13 protein-coding genes and 1 riboswitch are annotated in these 20056 nt (G+C 67.5%); all 13 genes read left to right on the forward strand.

Going from position 1 to position 20056, the window contains the following annotated elements; translation table 11 throughout:
* The first annotated feature begins 18 nt into the window (after positions 1–18).
* Positions 19–1740, forward strand: a complete 1722-nt coding sequence (locus FJY73_05445; protein MBM3320104.1) for a BamA/TamA family outer membrane protein — start codon at positions 19–21, stop codon at positions 1738–1740.
* A 1-nt stretch (position 1741) separates the two neighbouring features.
* Positions 1742–5551, forward strand: coding sequence for a translocation/assembly module TamB domain-containing protein (locus FJY73_05450; protein MBM3320105.1), 3810 nt, complete (start codon positions 1742–1744; stop codon positions 5549–5551).
* Between the two features lie 13 nt (positions 5552–5564).
* On the forward strand, positions 5565–7757 hold the full coding sequence (locus FJY73_05455; GenBank protein ID MBM3320106.1) for a UvrD-helicase domain-containing protein: 2193 nt from the start codon (positions 5565–5567) through the stop codon (positions 7755–7757).
* A gap of 145 nt (positions 7758–7902) precedes the next feature.
* A riboswitch (FMN riboswitch) is annotated at positions 7903–8027 on the forward strand.
* Between the two features lie 66 nt (positions 8028–8093).
* Positions 8094–9230, forward strand: a complete 1137-nt coding sequence (gene ribD, locus FJY73_05460; GenBank protein ID MBM3320107.1) for a bifunctional diaminohydroxyphosphoribosylaminopyrimidine deaminase/5-amino-6-(5-phosphoribosylamino)uracil reductase RibD — start codon at positions 8094–8096, stop codon at positions 9228–9230.
* Positions 9230–9856 (forward strand): riboflavin synthase, encoded by a 627-nt coding sequence (locus tag FJY73_05465; GenBank protein ID MBM3320108.1) that lies wholly within the window; start codon positions 9230–9232, stop codon positions 9854–9856. Before ribD ends, FJY73_05465 begins: the two co-directional genes overlap by 1 nt.
* A gap of 16 nt (positions 9857–9872) precedes the next feature.
* Positions 9873–11105, forward strand: a complete 1233-nt coding sequence (locus FJY73_05470) for a bifunctional 3,4-dihydroxy-2-butanone-4-phosphate synthase/GTP cyclohydrolase II (GenBank protein ID MBM3320109.1) — start codon at positions 9873–9875, stop codon at positions 11103–11105.
* 182 nt (positions 11106–11287) lie between these two features.
* On the forward strand, positions 11288–11758 hold the full coding sequence (locus FJY73_05475) for a 6,7-dimethyl-8-ribityllumazine synthase (protein MBM3320110.1): 471 nt from the start codon (positions 11288–11290) through the stop codon (positions 11756–11758).
* The gene (nusB, locus tag FJY73_05480) at positions 11758–12216 is read left to right on the forward strand and encodes a transcription antitermination factor NusB (GenBank protein ID MBM3320111.1); all 459 of its coding nucleotides are present in this window, start codon (positions 11758–11760) and stop codon (positions 12214–12216) included. Before FJY73_05475 ends, nusB begins: the two co-directional genes overlap by 1 nt.
* A 42-nt stretch (positions 12217–12258) precedes the next feature.
* Entirely contained in the window at positions 12259–13410 is a 1152-nt protein-coding gene (locus FJY73_05485) for a glycosyltransferase family 4 protein (protein ID MBM3320112.1), read from the forward strand.
* The gene (locus FJY73_05490) at positions 13374–15716 is read left to right on the forward strand and encodes a hypothetical protein (GenBank protein ID MBM3320113.1); all 2343 of its coding nucleotides are present in this window, start codon (positions 13374–13376) and stop codon (positions 15714–15716) included. Before FJY73_05485 ends, FJY73_05490 begins: the two co-directional genes overlap by 37 nt.
* A complete protein-coding gene (locus FJY73_05495) occupies positions 15716–16720 on the forward strand; it encodes a flippase-like domain-containing protein (protein ID MBM3320114.1) in 1005 nt (334 codons plus the stop codon). Before FJY73_05490 ends, FJY73_05495 begins: the two co-directional genes overlap by 1 nt.
* Before the next feature lie 57 nt (positions 16721–16777).
* On the forward strand, positions 16778–19108 hold the full coding sequence (locus FJY73_05500; protein MBM3320115.1) for a DUF2723 domain-containing protein: 2331 nt from the start codon (positions 16778–16780) through the stop codon (positions 19106–19108).
* Positions 19098–20054: an NAD-dependent epimerase/dehydratase family protein gene (locus FJY73_05505; GenBank protein MBM3320116.1), complete on the forward strand. Its 957-nt coding sequence runs from the start codon at positions 19098–19100 to the stop codon at positions 20052–20054. The genes FJY73_05500 and FJY73_05505 overlap by 11 nt, the downstream gene beginning before the upstream one ends.
* Positions 20055–20056 lie beyond the last annotated feature (2 nt).

Raw genomic sequence — 20056 nt, forward strand, 5'->3', positions numbered from 1 at the left:
AAAGAGATCCGCGGGCTGATGGTGCACAGCGGGGGAAGCTGGTTCCGCTCCGGGCGGTACCGGCCGCGCTGGCTCGAGAAGGACTTGGAGCAGGTCATCCACCGCTACGGAAACCTGGGCCACCTCGAGGCGCGGGTCGCGGAGAAGCAGGTGACCTGGAGCGGCGACCGCCGCACCGTCGACATCCGCGTCGTGCTCGACGAAGGAGCTCGGACGATCCTCGATTCGATTCGACTCGAAGGGCTTCCCGACATTCCGGCGGAGGAGATCCTCGCGCGCCTCTCTCTCGCCGAGGGAAAGGCGTACAACCGGGAGCTTCTCAGCCGAGACCGCGCCCGTATCCAGACGCTTCTCGCCGAACGCGGCTATGCAGAGGCGAGCGTCGAGGAGGAGGAGACGATCGAGGGAGCGCGAGCGCGCCTTCTCTTCCGCGTCGATCCGGGACCCCGCGTTTGGGTCGGTGCGATCACCGTCGCCGGAACCGAAACGACGCGGGAGCACTTCGTGCGCCGAGAGCTGGTCTTTCGGGAGGGGGATTGGTTTCGGCGGGGGAGCCTCCTCGACAGCCGCGACCGGATCTTCCGGACCGGGTTCTATGCGAACGTCGCGATCTTCCGCGAGCCGCTCACCGAGGAGAACACGGTCCCGATCCGGGTCGAAGTGCGAGAGAAGAACGTCCGCTCGTTCGGGTTTGGAGGCGGCTTCGGAACGGAGGATCGCTTCCGAGCGTCGCTCGACTGGAGCAACCGGAACTGGCTTCGCAGCGGCAAGCGTCTCGCCTTCGAGGTGGTCTTCTCCGACCTCTACTCGGACCGGCCGATCGAGCAAAAACACGAGGTCAGCTTGATCGAACCGTGGATGTTTCGCACGCGGACCGTCGGCCTCTGGAAAGTGTCCCACGAGCGTTTGAACATCGAGAACTTCACGATCCGGGAGGAGGGGACGGCGGACCGCGTGGTCGCGCGCTATCGATTGAACGAGACGACCGCGAGCTTCTCCCTTTCGAGGGAGTTCAGCCGGATCGCGAAGGGATCGGTGGTCTACTCCTTCGAGTACGCCGAGGCGGCGGATCCGACCGAACCGGTCGACCCGGAGCTCCTCGAGCCGGACGTGACCCGAAGCCTCGGGATCGTGTTGGAGCGGGACGGACGCGATCACCTTCTCGACCCGTCGCGCGGAACGCGCGCTCACGCGAACGTCGAGCTCGCCGGGAGCGTGCTCGGCGGGGACAATGAGCTCGTCAAGGGGGTGTTTGGCGGAACCGCCTATCGGAAGCTCGGCGAGAGGGTCGTTCTCGCGGGACGCCTGCAGGCCGGGTCGATCCGCTCTCTCGCCGGGGACGGCGCGCTCCCCGACTACAAGCGCTTCCGTTCCGGCGGCGCGAACACGATCCGGGGCTACCGAGAGGACACGATCGGTCCGGGGAACCATCTGCTTCTGTCCAGCGTCGAGCTCCGGCTCCGGCTCTTCTGGCGCCTGGGATGCGTTCTTTTCGCGGACGGAGGAAACGCCTGGGAGGATCTGGGCAGAATCCGCGGGAACGACTGGCGCGTTCGCGCGGCCGAGTCGGAGGTCGCCGTCGACGATTTCCGCTACGGCGTCGGCGCGGGCATCCGTCTCTACACGCCGGTCGGGCCGCTTCGGATGGACTACGGGCGCAAGGTGAAGCCGCGCATCACCGAAACGGGGAAGCGCGAATCGGATTCGGTCCTACACTTCAGCATCGGGCAGGCGTTCTGAGATGGCGCAAGGTCGAAAGATTCTTCATACGGCAATCGTCGCGGTCCTTCTGATCGGAGGGCTCGCCGTCGTCGGGACGCTTCGCCGCTCGTACATCGCCGAGACGGCGCATGGGACCCTCGAGCGCAAGGTCTCGGGGGCGCTCGGCGCCGACGTGCGGATCGGGCGGCTCGGGGGTCCCATCGTGAGCGGGATCGTCCTCGAGAACGTCACGGTGCGGACGGAGGGAGGAACCGAAATCCGCCTCGCCCGCGTCGAGGCGCGCTACTCCCCGTGGGAGCTCGTCCGCGCGCCGCGGATGCTGCGGGAGCTCCGCGTCGAGCGGCCGCGCGTCCGCATCGTCCGCGGCGAAGGCGAGGGCGAGCGGGCGGGAACTCGGTTTCCTGCGCTCCCCGTCGGCGCCGAACGCGTCGTCATCGAGGGCGGGGAGATCGAGGACCGTGCCTTCACGGCGGACGGCCTTGCGCTCGAGGGGTCCCTTCGCCCGGAGGGAGGGAGCGCGCATCTCGCGATCGATTCTCTCCGCGCGGCGATCGCCCTCCCCTCGCGGCGACCGATCCCGCTTCGCGCGGAGGGGACGGCGGTCCTCGGGCCCGCTGAGGCCTGCTCGCTTCGGATCGCGATCGAAGCCGCGGGAAGTCTCGTCCGCCTCGCGGGTGACTTCGCGCTCCTTTCTCCCGTTCGCGGGGAAGGCGAGGTCGCTTTCTCGCCGCTCGACGCGGGGGAGCTTCTCCGTTCGCTGGGGGCGGCCGACGAGGTCGAGGAGAGCCGCTGGGAAGGGAGCCTTCGGTTCGATGGAACGCCGGGCGCGCTCGCGTTCGAGCTGCAGGCATCGGGAGCGCTGCGCGGCCTCCCCATCGAGAACCTGCGCGCGAGGGGAAGGCTTCAAGAACGACGCATCGAGCTCGCGAGCTTGCGCGCGGAGACGAACGGCGCCGCGATCGAGGGGGAAGGGTTCCTCGACCTCGCGAACGGCGGGGAAAGCCGGATCGCGCTCTCCTTCACGCACATCGATCCGGCCCGTTTCGTGGACGCGCTTGCGGAACGCCCCCCGTCGGATCTCAACGGATCCTTGCTCTGGACCGGGAGCGGGCAGGATCTCGGGAGCCTCAAGGGCCGGATCGCGCTTCGTCTTGGAGAATCCCTCGCCGCGGGCGCGCGCGTGAGGGAAGCGAGCGTCGCGGGGAACGTCGTGAAGGGGGGGGTCTCGATCGACGAGAGCGTCGTCCGGATGACCGCGGCGGAGATCCGCTTCGGCGGGTTCGCCGGCTTCGACGGCGCGCTCGAGGGGCGGGTCGATGCGTCGATCCCCTCGCTCGGCGAGTTCCGCGCGTGGTCGGGGCTCGATTCTCTCGCCGGCTCGGCGCGCGCCTCCGTTCGAGTGGGGGGGAGCGCGGCGAGGATCCGCGCAGAGGGCTCTCTCGAGGTTGCGGACGGAGCGGTCGGCCCGCTCGGCTTCCGCGATCTCGTCTTGGACGGGTGGGTGTCGAACCAAAGCGGGAAGCTCGAGGGACGGTTCGCGGCGATCGTGCGCGAGGGATCCGTGGGGGATCGAGCCTTCGACTCGACGACGGCGACGGTCCGAATCGAAGAGGCGACGCTCCGCCTCGAGGAGATGATCGCCTCACGGGGAACGTGGGAGATCCGCACCTCGGGTCTTTTGGCGCGCGAAGGAACATCCGAGCTTCTCCTTCTGGAGGAGACGGCCCTGCTTCATGAGGACACGGTCCTCGTCGAGCCGGAACGCCTCGCCGTGCGAAGAGAGAGAGGATCGATCGTTCTTGAGCCGGTTCGCTTCGCGTTCGGCGGGGGCTTCGTCTCCGCGCGCGCGACGAGGGACGAGAAGGGGGCGATCGACGCGGAGCTCCGGGTGGAACACGCGGCGTGCGGCCGCCTCGCCGGCTTTCTTCCCGTGCCGGCGGAGCTTCTCGCATCGCTCGACCTCGAAGCGGCCTACTCGAAGTCGGACAACGCGCGCGAGGCTTCGCTCCGCTTCCGTTCGCGTCCACCCGGAACTCCCGATTTCCCGTTCGTCGAGGTCGAGGGGGCGGCGCGGCTCCTCGGGGCGGATGTCTTCATCGACTCGGCTCTCGCGCGAGGGTTGGGCGGGGAATCGACCCTCCGCGCCGAGGGGGTGATTCGCGGGCTGGGCGGCGGCGAGGAGAGCCTTTCGCTCGCGTTTCGGGCGGGCGGGCTTCCGATGCGCGATCTCCGTTTTCTATCGGAGGGACTTGATGACCTGGAAGGAAACCTCGACGCGGAAATCCGGATCGAGGGCGCGATCCGACGCCCAACGATCGATGCGGTTCTCTCGGCCGAGGGGATGTCCTTCCGCGGGTACCCGCTCGGCGCGGTCTTCGCCGACTCGGCGCGACTCGATGAGGACGGTCTTTCCTTCTCGCTCCGGTTCGACTCGAATCGAGGCGAGGCGAACCGGGCGCGAGGGCGCATCCCGCTGCGGGTCTCGTTCCATCCGGCGTCGGTCGTGTTTCCGGAGAGCGAGCCGATTGAGATCGAGCTTCGCGTTCCCCGCGGGGACCTTCGATCGCTCGCGCTTCTCGCGGGACGCGGGGACGAGGCGATCGGCGAGTTCTCGCTCGATGGGAGGTTCTCGGGTACGCGCGCGAACCCGAAGCTGGACGGCGTGTTCGAGATCCGCGACGGGCTCATCTTTCCTGCGGGGATGTCCCTCTCGCTCGACCGCGTGAACGCCCGCTGCCTTCTCGACGAGGGTTTCCTCACGATCACGTCCTTCGAGGCCCGGTCGGGGGATCGGGGGCGCTTGAACGCATGGGGGACGATCGATCTGGTCGGGTTCCTGCCGGCGGCCTACGAGGTCCGATTCCACGCGAGCGAGTACGACGTCGTTCTGGCCGACGAGGTGGAGATGACGTTCGACGGGGATCTTCTTCTCGTTCCCGATCCCGCGATCCTCAAGAGGCCCGTTCCCCACGTCTCGGGGGAGATCTCCGTTCGGGGAGCGCTCATCGGGACCGAGTTCGGCTCGGAGGCCGAGGGGGCCCCGTCGATCCTCGATGCGACGGACGACCCGGAATGGACCTGCGACGTGGTCCTGCACGTGCCTCGAAACCTTTGGATACGAAACAACCTCGTGGATATCGAGCTCGAGGGAGAGGCCGCGGTGCGGCGCTCCGATCAGGGCCTCGGCGCGCTCGGACGGTTCGAGATCTTGCGGGGGAGCTACTACATCTATCCGAACGAGTTCCGTATCGAGACGGGAGAGATCAGCCTCGCCAACCCGGACGACCTTCGCGAGGCGACGATCGACATCACCGCCCGAACGGAGGTGATGGGAGAGAAGATCCGCATCCGGGCGTACGGCACGGCGGAGGATCTCCGCGTGGAGCCGACGTCCGAATCCGGCTACACGGAAGGGGAGATTCTCGCCATGCTCGCCCTCCGCGCGCGCCCGGAGGAGGAGGTCCGCTCGGGCGACGTCCTCTCCTCGTGGGCCCGGACGCTCGCCGGCCGCGTGAGCCGAGAGATGACGCGCGGGCTCGGCGACATCGGAACGATCGAGATCGGGACGAGCGAGGAGCTTCCGGAGCTTCGCTACGGGAACTACGTATCGAGCGACCTCTACGTCGGCTTCTCGCAGAAGATCGATACGGGGTTCTATCGTCCCGAGAAAGAGAGAAGCCCGACGCGTGAGTATCTCGCGATTCCGGATCGCGAGGTCCGCGTCGAGTATCGGGTCCGCCGCTCGCTCCTCGTCGAGGGCGAGGTGGGAACGCTTCGCAACGGAAACCGCTTCTTGAACCTCGACCTCAAGGTGCGCGTCCCTTACTAAGCGAAACGGACGAATGAGCAAGGACGCCCTCGAGAAGGACCTGAACCCCGAGCAGCTCGAGGCGGTGCGCCACGAGGGAGGGCCCCTTCTCGTTCTCGCGGGGGCGGGGAGCGGAAAGACCCGTGTCCTTACGCATCGCTTCGCTCGCCTCGCCGGCGCCGGCGGAGTCCCGCCGGGACGCATCCTCGCGGTGACGTTCACGAACAAAGCGGCGGGGGAGATGCGCGAGCGGATCGAGAAGCTCATCGGCCCGCTCCCCTATCGTCTTTGGGTCGGGACGTTCCACTCGATCGGGGTTCGGATTCTCCGGCGAAGCGGCGAGGCGCTCGGCATTCGTTCCGACTTCGCGATCCTGGACGCGGAGGATCAAAGGCGGCTCGTGAAAGCGGTCTGCCGGGAGCAGGGACTCGATCCGAGCGCCGAGCGCGTGGAGAGCGCCCTCGCGACGATCCGAAGGCGAAAGGGGTGCTTCCCTCGGGAAGAAGGGGAGAACCGGAGGGGCAGGCGCGCGTCGGACGGGGATTTCCTCTTCCCTTTCTACGAGTCGGCCCTCAGGCGCCTGAATGCTTTGGACTTCGATGATCTCCTCGCGTGGCCGGTCCGGCTCTTCCTCGAAAGAGAGGACGTGCTCCGCCTTCACGCCTCCCGCTTCGAGCACGTGCTCGTCGACGAGTTCCAGGACACGAATCGGATCCAGAACGAGATGATCCGGCTTCTCTCCTCGGTTCACGGGAACGTCTGCGCGGTCGGGGACGACGATCAATCGATCTACGGATGGAGGGGGGCGGATGTCGGGAACATCCTTCGGTTCGAGGAGAGCTTCCCCGGGGCGCGCGTGATCCGCCTCGAGAGGAACTATCGGTCGACCTCGGCGATCTTGGAGGCGGCGCACGCGGTCATCCGGAACAACCGCGGGCGGCGCGGAAAGAAGCTTTGGACCGAAAGGAAGGGGGGAGAGCCGGTCGGGCTCTTCCGCCTCCGGAGCGAGCGGGAGGAGGGGCTTTTCATCGCGGAGGATGTGGGGGCGCGCCTCCGCGCGGGACTCGGCCGGCCCGGCGACTTCGCGGTCTTCTACCGGACGAACGCGCAGTCGCGCGCGATCGAGGACGCGTTTCGCGCCCTCGCCATTCCGTACACGATCGTGGGCGGAACGCGTTTCTACGAGCGGAAGGAAGTGAAGGACGTTCTCGCCTACCTCCGCCTCCTCGTGAACCGGAGGGACGACCTCTCTTTCGAACGGGTGCTGAACGTCCCGCCTCGCGGCATCGGCGAGAGAACGCGCGAACGATTGAAGGCGTTCGCGGCGGCTCACGGGCTTCCCCTTCTCGATGCGTGCGAGCGCGCCGGCGCGATCGACGGGCTCGCGAAGCGCGGGGCGGATCTTCTCGAGGAGTTCGCGCGGCGGCTCGCCCGTTTCCGGAGGAGAAGCGAGGAGGCGGCGCCCCACGTCGCGGCGCGGGAGATCGTCGAGGAACTCGGTCTCGACGCGATGCACGAGGAGAAGGACGAGCTTCGTGGGGAAGCGCGCGCGGAGAACGTGCGCGAGTTCATCTCGGCGATCGCCGACTACGAGGCGCGGAATCCCGAGGGGACGCTCGCCGACTTTCTTGGCGAGGTCTCGCTCCTCACCGATCTCGACTCGTGGGAGGAGAGCCGGGACGCGGTCACCCTCATGACGCTTCATAACTCAAAGGGTCTCGAGTTTCGCCGCGTCTACATTGCGGGGGTCGAGGAAGGGCTCCTTCCGCATCTCCTCTCGACCGAGCGGGACGAGCACGTGGAGGAGGAGCGGAGGCTATTCTATGTCGGCCTCACGCGCGCGAAGGACCGGGTCACGCTCACGCACGCGTCGAGCCGCCTTCGATTCGGGGAGATCGCTCCGTGTTCCTCCTCGCGCTTCCTCGAGGAGATCCCGTCCCACATGATCGACGGGCACCGGCTCGCCGGCAAAGGAAGCGCGCGCGCCCGGACGAATCGCAGCGATCGCGACACGAGCGAAGAGGTCTTTCCCGAGTACGAGAACGAGTCGCAGGAGGCGGTTCCGTTCCGGGCCGGCGACCGGATCCGGCACGCCGTCTGGGGGGAGGGGCGGGTCACGGGCGTCCAAGGATGCGGGGCCGACACGAAGCTCACGATTCGGTTCGCGCCGGGGTTCTCGAAGAAGATCCTCGTCCGCTTCGCGAGTATCGAGAGGATCGGGCGGTGATCCGGCGCGAAGAATGGGATGTAATGGGGACCCGTAACTTGTTCCCCAAAAACTACGTACAGCGAGCGTCTCGGGTGCTTTCGAGCGGGCGGAATCCCCTTGCGGAGGATGCGCGGGGTGTGTAGAATCGAACCGAAAGAAAAGGCGAGTCCTTCGGGGCGGGGTGCAAGTCCCCACCGGCGGTGACAGCCCGCGAACGGAGATTCTCTCTCCGCCGATCCGGTGAAAATCCGGGGCCGACCGTGAGAGTCGGGATGGGAGAAGGACGGCGTGCGCCGCGCGTCGGCGCGCGCGTCGTGTCGTGCCCCGTGGGAGACCGCCCGCGGGGCGTTTTGTATGGGTGGAAATGCGCGCACGAGAAGCTTCGGTACTACCGGAGGATCGGCGACGAGCCCCTGGATGAACGAAGCGCTTCGGCTCGCGCGAAAGGGGCGCGGGACGACCTCCCCGAACCCGATGGTCGGCGCGGTCGTGGTCCGGAGCGGGCGGATCGTGGGGCGCGGCTATCACCGGCGCGCGGGAGGCCCGCACGCGGAAGTCTTCGCCCTCGAGGAGGCCGGTCCGCGCGCGCGCGGGGCGGATCTCTACGTGACGCTCGAGCCGTGCTGCCACCAGGGGCGGACCGGCCCGTGCACAGAGAGGATTCGCGCGGCGGGGATCGCGCGCGTCCAAGCCGCGATCCTCGATCCGGCGCCGCAGGTGAACGGCCGCGGCGTTCGCATTCTTCGGAGGGCGGGGATTCCGGTCGCGGTCGGCGACGGAGCGGCGGAAGCTTCACGGCTCAACGAAGCGTATCTTCTTCGCGTCGCCCTGAGACGGCCTTGGGTCGACCTCAAGATGGCGGCGACGCTCGACGGGAAGACGGCGGACGCGCGCGGGCGGTCGCGGTGGATCACGGGCGAGGAGGCCCGCCTGCGCGTCCACGAGCTCCGCTGGGGAACGGACGCGGTCCTCGTCGGCGCGGGCACCGTGCGCGCCGACGATCCTCTTCTCACCGCGCGGCTCGGAAAGAGAACGCGCGAGCCGCTCCGCGTGGTGCTGGACGGCGATCTCCGGCTCCGCGTCGGAGCGCGTGTTCTCGCAGCGGGCGATCCCTCGCGCGTCCGGATCTTCGCGGCGAGGGGCGCGCCGGCGGCGAAGAGGCGGGCGCTGGAAACGCGCGGCGCGGTCGTTCGGACCCTCCCGGCGCTCGCCTCGGGTCGCGTTTCTCTCCTCCGCGTCCTTCGGGCGCTCGCGGCGGAGGGGGTGAACCGAGTGCTGGTCGAGGGGGGGAGCACGGTCGCGGGCGGCTTTCTCCGCGAGGGGCTCGTCGATCGCCTGCATCTCTTCCTCGCGCCCAAGGCGATCGGACGAGGCAAGGGTCTCTTCGAAAGCCTCGGTTCGATTCCGCTCGAGCGCGCTCTCCGCTTCTCGATCGAGGAGACGAGGCGCGCGGGGGAGGATCTCGAGATTCGCCTCGTGAGGAGTGAGTGATGTTCACCGGCCTCATCGAGGAGGTGGGACGCATCCGCCGCACGGCGCGGCGGGGCGGCGCCCTCCGCCTGGAGATCGAGGCCTCGTTCGGCGAAGGCCTCGCGATCGGCGAATCGGTCGCGGTGAGCGGCGTCTGCCTCACGGTGCACGAGAAGGGTCCCGGCTTCTTTCGGGCGGACGTCGTGCGGGAGACGGTCGAGCGCACCTATCTCGGAAGGCTCCGCGAGGGGGCCCCGGTCAATCTCGAGCGCGCTCTCCGCGCGGGAGACCGTCTTGGAGGCCACATCGTGCAGGGACACGTCGACGGCGTCGGAACGATCGTCTCGCTCCGCGACGAGGGAGAAGGGAAGCGGATGACGATCCGCCACCCGGACGGCCTCGCGAGATACTTCGTGTCGAAAGGTTCGGTCGCCCTCGACGGAGCGAGCCTCACGATCGCCGCGGCAAAGAACGGTCTTCTCGAGGTCGCCCTCGTCCCCTTCACCCTCGAAAGGACCGTGTTCGGACGGAAGCGCCGGGGGGATCCGGTGCATGTGGAAGCGGACGTGATCGGCAAGTACGTTGAACGGATGGCGCGGCCCGAGAGCCGCGCCCGGAAACGTTTGTGGGAGAACGGCGATGCGTGAACGGAAGGACGAGGGGATCTTCGCCTCGATCCCCGAGGCGGTCGAGACGATCCGGCGCGGCGGGATGGTGATCGTCGTCGACGACGAGGCCCGGGAGAACGAGGGGGATCTCATCATGGCGGCGGAGAAGGTGACGCCTGAGGCGATCAACTTCTTCTCGAAGGAGGCGCGCGGCCTCATCTGCGTCCCCCTCACGGAGAAGCGGTGCGAGGAGCTCCATCTCGAACCGATGGTGAACCGGAACACGGCCAAGCACGGGACGCGGTTTTCGGTCTCCGTGGACGCGCTCCACGGAACGACGACCGGAATCTCCGCGTTCGACCGGGCGCGGACGGTGGAGATTCTCGTCGATCCCGCGAGCCGTCCGGAGGACCTCGCGAGGCCGGGGCACATCTTTCCTCTCACCGCGGCGGACGGGGGCGTTCTTCGACGGGCCGGGCACACGGAGGCGGCGGTCGATCTCCCGCGCCTCGCCGGCCTCTCGCCCGCGGGGATTCTCTGCGAGATCCTCGCCCCGGACGGAACGATGGCGCGCGTCCCCGATCTCGCTGAGATGGCGCGCCGCCACCGTCTCCCGCTCGTCACGATCGCCGACCTCATCGAGTACCGCCTGGGGCTGGATTCGCTCGTCGAGGAGGTCGAGAGCACCATCCTTCCGACGGCGAACGGGTCCTTTCAGCTGCATTTGTTCGAAGATCAAGTGAACTTCCAGACGCATCCGGCCCTTGTGCTCGGCGACGTCGACGGAGACGAGCCGGTCCTCGTCCGCGTCCACTCGGAGTGCCTGACGGGGGACGTCTTCGGTTCTCTCCGCTGCGACTGCGGCGAGCAGATGCGGGCCGCGCTCGCCCGGATCGGGCGCGAAGGGCGCGGGGTCTTCCTCTACATGAGGCAGGAGGGGAGGGGGATCGGGCTCAAGGAGAAGGTGCGCGCGTATCACTTGCAGGATAAAGGGTTCGACACGGTCGAGGCGAACGAGAAGCTCGGGTTCCCGCCGGACCTCCGGAACTACGGTTTCGGCGCGCAGATCCTCCGGCGTCTCGGGGTCCGCAAGATCCGTCTTCTCACGAACAACCCGCGGAAGATCGTCGGCCTTCAGGCGTACGGGCTCGAGGTGGTGGAGAGGCTCCCGATCGAGATCGAGCCGAACGATCTGAACCGGCGCTATCTTCAAGCGAAAAAGACGAAGCTGGGGCATCTCTTGGACTCCGCCGGCGAGGCGGGGGCGAAGAGCGCGAGCCCTGGATGATGCACGCGTTTTCGTCGCGAGGACGCGGAGCGCGTGCCGAGAGGCCGACCTGGACGAGCCGCTCCCGGAAACGTAGTCTCGGCACTACGCTCTAGGAAGCGGCGACGGAAGGAAGGCCTCCCCGGCCGGGATCCGCGTCCGCAGTAGGAAATGCGTGCATCATCCAGGGCAAGGAGGGAAAAATGCCGCGCATGGTGGAAGGCCGGCTGGACGGCTCAGGGAAGAAGTTCGGGGTCGTCGTGAGCCGGTTCAACGATTTCGTGGGAAGGCGACTCGTGGACGGCGCCGTCGATTGCTTTCTTCGGCACGGAACCGCGAGCGACGCCGTCACGGTGGTTCGGGTTCCCGGCTCGTTCGAGATCCCGTTTCAGGCGAAGCGCCTCGCGGAATCCGGGAAGTTCGACGCGGTCATCTGCCTCGGCGCGGTGATCCGCGGGGAGACGCCCCATTTCGATTATGTGGCGGGAGAGGTCGCGAAGGGGATCGCGCGGGTCGGGCTCGAGACCGGCGTGCCGGTCATCTTCGGCATCGTGACGGCCGAGTCGATCGAGCAGGCGATCGAGCGGGCCGGCGCGAAGGAAGGGAACCGGGGCTGGGACGCGGCGCTCGCCGCGATCGAGATGGCGAACCTCGCGGGGGAAGGTCTCGGATAGTGGGGAAGCGTCGTCGCGGGCGCGAGCTGGCGCTCAAGATCCTCTATCGCCTCGACGTGACGGGAGAGGGATGGGAGGAGGTGAGGGATCGGCTCGAGGAGTACGAGAAGCCGGAGACGGTGCGCCTCTTCGGCATGCGTCTCATCGAAGCGGTCCTCCTTCACCGCGAGGCGATCGATCGGATCCTCGGCGAGGCGGCGGTCAACTGGGACGTTCGACGGATGGCGCATATCGACCGGAACATCCTGCGGGTCGCGCTCGCGGAGTACCTCGTGCTCGGCGAGACGCCGGCGCCGGTCGTGATCGACGAGGCGATCGAGATCGCTGCGCGCTACTCGACCGATGATTCCGGCGCGTTCGTGAACGGGATCCTGGACCGGATCGTGCGCGCGCTTTCGCCCGGCTCGCTCGCCGCGCCGGCGCCCGAGAAGGAAACGCCTCGCCCGCGGCCCGATTGACCCCCTTTCGGCGCGTGTGCTATTTTCCGGCGGGTCCGAGTCGTGCGCCGGAACGGGGACGGGATCGCCATCGGCAACCTTCGCATTCTCGTGGTCAACTGGCGCGACTGGAAGAACCCGGAGGCGGGCGGCGCCGAGGTGCATCTCCAGGAGATCTTCGGGCGGATCGCCGCGCGCGGGCACGAGGTGACGGTTCTCGCCCACCGGTTCGCGGGGAGCGCCGCGGAGGAGACCGCGGACGGCATGCGCGTGCTCCGGATCGGCGGGAAGTTCGACTTCAACTTCCACGTGATCCCGTTCGTTCGACGGCGGCGATCGATGGGCCGTTACGATGTCGTGGTCGAGGACCTGAACAAGCTCCCCTTCTTTCTCCCCTTCGCCGCGAGGGAACCGGTGGGCGCGATCCTCCATCACTTTTTCGGAAGCTCGATCTGGAAGGAGACGAATCCCCTCTTCGCGAGCTATGTCTCGCTCGGCGAACGGTTGGTGCGCCGGCTCTATCGCAGCGTTCCTTTCTGCGCGGTGAGCGAATCGACGGCCGCCGAGCTGGAGGCCGGGGGAGTCCCACGCTCCCGAATCCGCGTGATCCACAACGCGGTCGATCACGAGACGTGCTTCCCCGATCCGAATGTTTCGCGCGTGAAGGGGCGGATCGCCTACCTCGGGCGTGTGAAGAGATACAAGGGGATCGATCACCTTCTCGCCGCGCTCGCCCGCATCCGCGAGGAGATCCCCGAGGCGCACCTTGTGATTGTGGGGCGGGGGGACGACACGCCGCGCCTCATCCGGATGACGCGCCGGCTCGGCCTCGAGAAACGAGTGACGTTCGCCGGCTTCGTCGACACGGAGACGAAGGTGAGGCACCTTCGCGAGGCGGAGGTCGTCGTAACGCCGTCGCCGAAGGAGGGATGGGGCGTCACCACGATCGAGGCGAACGCGTGCGGGACCCCGGTCGTCGCGAGCGACGCGCCGGGGCTTCGGGATGCGGTGAGGGACGGGGTGACCGGGCTTCTCTTCCCCTACGGAGACGCGTCGGCGCTCGCGGACCGGCTCCGCCGAATCCTTCGGGACGATGCGCTCCGCGAGAGGCTCTCGCGCGCCGCGATCGATTGGGCGGCCCGCTTCCGCTGGGAGCGCTCCGCCGAGGAGATGACGGATTGGCTCGAAAGCGTGGCGGCCCTCGGCCGCCGGTAGGCGCTGCGCCGAGCCGCGCGGGGCGGGGAGCGCTCCTCGCCCTTCTCGTGATCGGCGGTCTTCTTCTCGCGTTCTACTCGAGAAACCTCGTCGGGTTCCCGGGAGAACGGACCTTCTTCTGGGAGGACTTCCTCGAGCAGAACTACCCGTACCGGGCGTTCCACGCCGAGGAGCTCCGCGCCGGGCGCTTCCCCTTCTGGAACCCGTACCAGTTCGGCGGCATGCCTTTCGCCGCGGACGTTCAGGCGTCGGTCTTCTATCCATTAAACGTTCTTCTCGCCCTCTTCGTGACGAGCGGACGGCTCGCGCCGGTCTGGGTGGAGGCGCTGAGCGTCTTTCATGCTCTCCTCGGGGGGTTCTTCCTGTATCTCTTGGTCCGCTTTCGAACCTCGTGCACGTATGCCTCGATCGTCGCGGGGGTGAGCTGGGCGCTCTCCGGCTTCTTCGTCGTGCGGATGATCCATCTGAACGTCCTCTCGGTCGTCGTGTGGCTTCCCCTTCTTCTCCTCCTTCTCCTCGTCGCGATCGAAAGGCGCTCGCTCGCCGCCGCGCTCCTCGCGGGGGTCGTTCTCGGGATCTCGTTCCTCGGGGGATCGCCCCAGTTCTCGCTTTTCATTCTTCTCGCGCTCCTCCTCCTCGCCGCGCACGAGACGGTCGTTCCGCGCGCGGGAAGAGGCGCGGCCCGGTTCGCTCCGTTCGGGTTTCTCGCGGTCGCGGCCCTCGTCGGCCTCGGCCTCGCCGCCGTGCAGCTCCTCCCTTCCGCGGAGCTCGCCGGGCTCTCGCTTCGGACCGAGCTCACGTACGAGAAGGCGAGCGAGTGCAGCTTCGGACCCGCGAGCTTCGCGACGCTTCTCGTCCCTCACGTGTACGGGCGCTACTTCGGCGGCGCCGGGAGCGGCTACTGGGGACCGGGGCGCTACTACGACTACTGGGAACTGTGCGCCTACGCGGGGAGCGTCGTTCTTCTTCTCGCGGCGTGCGCGATCATCTATCGCCCGCGCGATCGGAGCACGGTCTTCTTCGTTCTCCTCGCCCTCTTCGGACTTCTTCTCGCTCTCGGACGATACGGTCCTCTTCATCCTTTGTTCTTCAAGCTTCTCCCGGTGTACGACCGGTTCCGCTGCCCCGGGCGGGTGATCTTCCTCTCCGGTCTCGCCCTTTCCTTTCTCGCGGGACAGGGAGCGCGCCTTCTCGGAGAAGTCCCCGTCCGAGGGCGCCGGTGGGCGCTCGCGGGCGTCGCGGGTTTCCTCGCCGCCGCGGGGACGATCGGATACCTCACCGGGCGCCCGGACGGTGGCGCGATCGGAACGAGGATTCCCTCCGATGCGGGGTCGACCGCGCTCCGCTCGTACGCGCTCTTCCTCGCCTTCTTCGTTCCCGCAGCCCTCCTCGTCCTTCGATGGGCGTTTGGAAGAAGTCCCCTGTCGCGGCGGGCGAGAGGGGCGCTTCTTCTCCTTCTCGCGGCGGAGCTCTTCGCGCTCGGCTACGGGTTCAACGACGGGAAGACCGATCCCGATCGGTACTACCGGGGCGAGACCGCGATGCTCGATCTCCTCCGAACGGAATCCGAGGGAGGCCTCTACCGCGTGAAGACCCGCGCGGACGAGGGGATGGTCCTTCCGAGAAACATGGGGAGCGTGAACCGAATCCCGAGCGCCGACGGGTACAACCAGCTCAAGCTGCAGCGTTACGAAGACCTCCAGGTGGGCGGGCATGTTTCCCTCGCACGCTTCTTGGATCTTCTCGGCATCCGGATCTACGCGTCCTACGATCGAGACGCGCGCACGCTGCGCCTCGCGCGGAACGAGGACTGTCTTGCGAAAGCGTGGTTCGTTGGCGAGGCGGAGGTTCACGAGAACCCGCGCGCTCTTCTCGATCGGCTTGGAGCGGAGGCGTTCGATCCGCGCCGGACGGTCCTTCTCGAGGAAGAGATGGACGCGCCGGGCGGAGGGAGCGGTTCTGCGACGGTGACCGCGTGGGGCCCGAATCGAATCGAGGTGGAGGCGACGGCCGACGGTCCCGGCTACCTCGTTCTCGGAGAGATCGCGTACCCGGCGTGGCGCGCGCGCGTGGACGGCGACGAGCGGCCCGTTCTTGCCGCGAACCGCGCCCTCCGCGCGGTGCGGCTCGAGGAAGGGCGCTCGACCGTCGTCTGGGAGTATCGCTCGGCGAGCTTCCGCACGGGCGTAGTCGTCGCGCTGGCGACGCTCCTCACCGCCGCCGTTGTTCTCTTTGCCTTCTGCCCGCGCCGGAAAGACGGAATCCGCGCGGTGTGGAGAGCGCTGAACCGGGGAGGAGCCGAGTGATGGCGGGTGCGAGGCGGGCGCTCCTCTTTCTCGCGAAGGCGGTCTTCAGCTTTCTTCTCCTCTACCTTCTTCTTCGAGGAGGAACGTGGGAGCGGGTCGTCGCGCTCGCGCGGGAGAATTTCCTCGCGGGACCCCTCGTCGTCGCACTCGTCGCTTTCGCGATCAGCAACGTCCTCGGCGGCCTCCAGTGGCACATCCTCCTCCGCGGGCAAGGGATACGCATCGGCTTTTCTCGAGCCGTAAACCTTTATTTCGTCGGTCTTTTCTTCTCGAACTTCCTCCCGGCGAACATCGGGGGGGATGTGGTGAAGATCGTCGACGTCTATCGCTCGACCGGTAGGGGCGGGGGAGCGGTCGCGGCGACGATGATGGACCGCGCGATCGGCCTGGCCACGCTCGCCGCCATGTCGTGCGCGGCCGGCGCGGCCGTTCTTCCCGCGCTCGGTCCGCGTCCGGTCCTTCTTCTCGTCCCTCTCTTCTTTCTCTTCTTCGTCGGCCTTTGCCTCATGTTCCTCAGCCGGCGGGTGGGAGCGCTCCTCCTCAAGCTCGTGCGGCTTCTTCCGGCGGCGTCGGTGCGGACGAAGGGGGAGTCGATTCTCGCGGCGGTGATCCAGTACCGGGAGAAGCGCCGGGCGCTCATCGACGCGCTCGCTGTCTCGATTCCGGTGCAGGCGCTTCGCATTCTCGTCCACTACTGGGCGGCCCTCTCCCTCGGCATCCACGTTCCTCCGGTCTACTTCTTCCTCTTCATCCCGATGATCGCCGTCCTCATCGCCCTTCCGATCTCGATCAACGGGATCGGCGTGCGCGAAGGATTCACCGTCCTCTTCTTCGCGATGGCGGGGATCGACCGGGAGCAGGCCTTCTCGATCTCGTTCCTCGCGTTCCTCGTCGGGGTCGCCGTGAGCCTCGCGGGGGGCGTTCTCTATCTCGTGCGGACTTTTCAGAAGGGCCCGCGCGGCGGGAGAGGCGCGGGGTTGCGCGGGGACGGCGAATCGGTCTAAACTTCGGCGTTTCGAAGGGAAGCGCCGGGGAATCCCCTCTGTCGTGGAGAGCGCGCCTTGGAGAGCGTCTTCGGAGAGCGGAAATCGGGGGGCGCGCCGGAGGGGGCCCGGGCGGACCGGATCGTCGGCCTTCTCCTCTTCGTGTTCGTGCTCGCCGTCTACACGATCACGCTCGCCCCGACCGTTGCCTTTTGGGACACGGGCGAGTTCATCGCCGCCTCCTCCATCCTCGCGGTTCCCCACCCCCCGGGGACCCCGCTCTACATCCTGCTGGGACGCCTCTTCTCGCTCGTGCCCGCGTCTTCCGTCGCGGTTCGCGTCAACATGCTCTCGGCGATCCCAGGTGCCCTCGCGATCCTTTTTCTTTATCTCGCGCTTCTCATCATCGGGAAGAGCCTTCTCCCGCGGGAGCCGGATTCCGCCGATCGCTGGCGGCTCCGATTCGGCGCGGCGGGGGGAGGGCTCTTCGCCGCGTTCGGGAAGACCTGTTGGATCAACGCGACCGAAGCCGAGGTCTACGCGCCGAGCCTCTTCTTCATTGCCCTCGGCATGTGGATGCTCCTCCGGTGGTCCGAAAGACGGCCGGAAGAACGGGGAAAGGGGGGCCTTCTCCTCCTCGCTTACCTGCTCTCCCTTTCGATCGGCGTTCACCTCGGCACGTACCTCGCGCTCCCCGCCTTCGTCCTCTTCGTCTTGGCAGTCGATCGGCGCGTGCTTCTCGACGCGCGGTTCCTCGCCCTCGCGGCCTTCGTGACGCTTCTCGGCCTCACGGCGCATTTCTATCTTCCGATCCGCTCGACGCTGAACCCGGTCATCGACGAGGCGAACCCGGAGACGGGAACGGCGTTTCTCGATTTCCTCCTTCGCAAGCAGTACAAGCCGAACAACCCCTTCGTGCGCCAGGCGGCGTGGGTCTTTCAGCTTCGCATGTACGGCGAGTACTTCCTTCAGCAGTACGGCCCCTTCCTCGCGGGGCTTGGGGCGGTCGGCGCCTTCTGGCACGCGCGGCGGGAGCGCCGCTCGTTTCTCCTCTACGGCGGCCTCTTCGTTCTCACGAGCGCGTTTCTCGTTTTCTACATGAACTTCACGGACCACGAGGTTCGAGACCGAGACTATTTCTTCACGCCGTCCTTCTTCCTGTGGGGGGGCTGGATGGGGCTCGGCGGCGCGGCGCTCCTCGGGCGGTTTCGCTCGCTTCTTTCGCTCGGCCGCGAAGGAGACCGGATGTTCCACGGAATCCTTGCCGCGGTTCTTCTCGTCGCGCCGCTCGGCTTCTTCGCCAGTCGATTCGACGCCCACGATCGCCGCGGGAACTACATCGCGGCCGACTACGCCTGGAACATCCTCACCTGCCTCGAGGAGAACGCGGTCCTCTTCACGAACGGGGACAACGACACCTTTCCTCTTTGGTATCTCCAGGAGGTCGAGGGAGTGCGGAAGGATGTGCGGGTCGCGAACCTGGCGCTCCTCAACACGTCCTGGTACATTTGGCAGCTGAAACATCTCGAACCGAAGGTCCCCATCGGGTATTCGGACGCCGAGATCGAGGATCTTCGCGCGTTCCGCACGCGGGACGGGAGCATCGTCGCCATCAAGGATCAGGCGGTCTTCGAGATCATCCGGGCGAACGCCTGGGAAAGACCCCTCTACTTCGCGGTCACGGTCCCGGAGCTGATGGGGCTCGACGAACGGAGGGTGCTCCGCCTCGAAGGGCTCGTCTACCGGATCGTGCCCGAGCCGCAAACCAAGTACGTGGACACGAGACGAACGGAGGAGAACCTCTGGGAGCGCTACCGGTACCGGGGGGTTCTCACGAAGGATGGGGTCCGCGACGATTCGGTGGTGAAGGACTCGAACGAGGAAAAGCTCGTGGCGAACTATGCCGCGGCCTTCAGCCGTCTCGCCATCCAGCTTCGAAACGACGGGGAGTTCGAGCGGGCGATCCGGGCGATGGAGATGACGCGGCGGATCGTCCCGCGCTATCGTGTCTACGAGGGGCTGATGGGGCCCCTCTACGCGGAGGCGGAGCGCTACGAGGACGCGGAGAGCCTGTTCGTCCGCCAGATCGGGGACTATCCCGACTCGCTTTCCCCGTATCTTGGGCTGGCGTTCGTACGCGACAAGCGGGGAAGGCAGGATGAGGCGGACAGCCTGTATCGCGAGGGGATCCGCGTTTCCCCCGCGCACCAGGAAGGGTACCTGAGGCTCTGCCGGCTGCGCCTCCAGCGGGGCGACCTCACAGGGGCGCGCGAGGTCCTTCTCGCGTGGATCGTGGCCCGGCCGGACGACGCGGCCGCGCGCGCGCAGCTTCGCGAGGTGGAGGACGCGCTGGCCCGCGGCGCGGCCGGGGATCCACCCGACGGCGAGGAGGAAACGGATGAAGGGTAGAGCGCTCGTCACCGGCGCGGCGGGGTTCGTCGGGTCGCACGTCGTGGAGATGCTTCTCGCGTCAGGCGCCGAGGTGGTCGGTGTCGACGCGTTCACCGATGCCTACGACCCGCGAATGAAGGAGGAGAACCTGAGGGAGGCGCGATCGGCGGCCGGCTTTCGTCTCGTCCGTGAGGATCTGAACGCGATCGACCTCAATCGTCTTCTCGAAGGGATCGACGTCGTCTTCCATCTGGCCGCGCAGGCGGGGGTCCGGGCGAGTTGGGGGCGCGATTTCGAGCGCTATGTGAACGCCAACATCCTTGCGACGCAGAGACTCCTCGAGGCGGCCCGCGAACAACCGATCCGCCGGTTCGTCTTCGCGTCGTCGTCGTCCGTCTACGGAGAGACCGACCGCCTCCCGGTGCGCGAGGACGCGCCCAAGAGGCCCCATTCCCCCTACGGGGTCACTAAGCTCGCCGCCGAGAACCTCGGGCACCTCTACCGGCGGAATCACGGCGTCCCTTTCGTCGCGCTACGCTACTTTACGGTGATCGGGCCGCGCCAGCGCCCGGACATGGCCCCCTATCGGCTCGTGGAGGCGGCGTTCGGCGGGGAACCGTTCCCGATCTTCGGCACGGGCGAGCAGACCCGCGACTTCACGTTCGTCGAGGATGCGGCGCGAGCCACGATCCGCGCCGGCGAACGGGAGACGGAATCCGGCGTCTTCAACATCGGCGGCGGCGCCCGGATCACGCTGAACGAAGCGATCCGTCTCGTGGAGGAGAGCGCCGGGCGTGCCGTGGCGCGCCGGAGCGCGGACTGGCAGAAGGGGGACGTGCGCGACACGTGGGCGGACTGCGCCGCGGCCGCGAGGGAGCTCGAGTTCGGCGCCTCGGTCAGCGTAAAGGAGGCGATCGAGAGGCTCGTGCGCTGGTACCGGAAGAACCGAATGCATGAGAGATAAAC

The organism is Candidatus Eisenbacteria bacterium, from assembly GCA_016867715.1.
Classification (GTDB): Bacteria; Orphanbacterota; Orphanbacteria; order Orphanbacterales; family Orphanbacteraceae; genus VGIW01.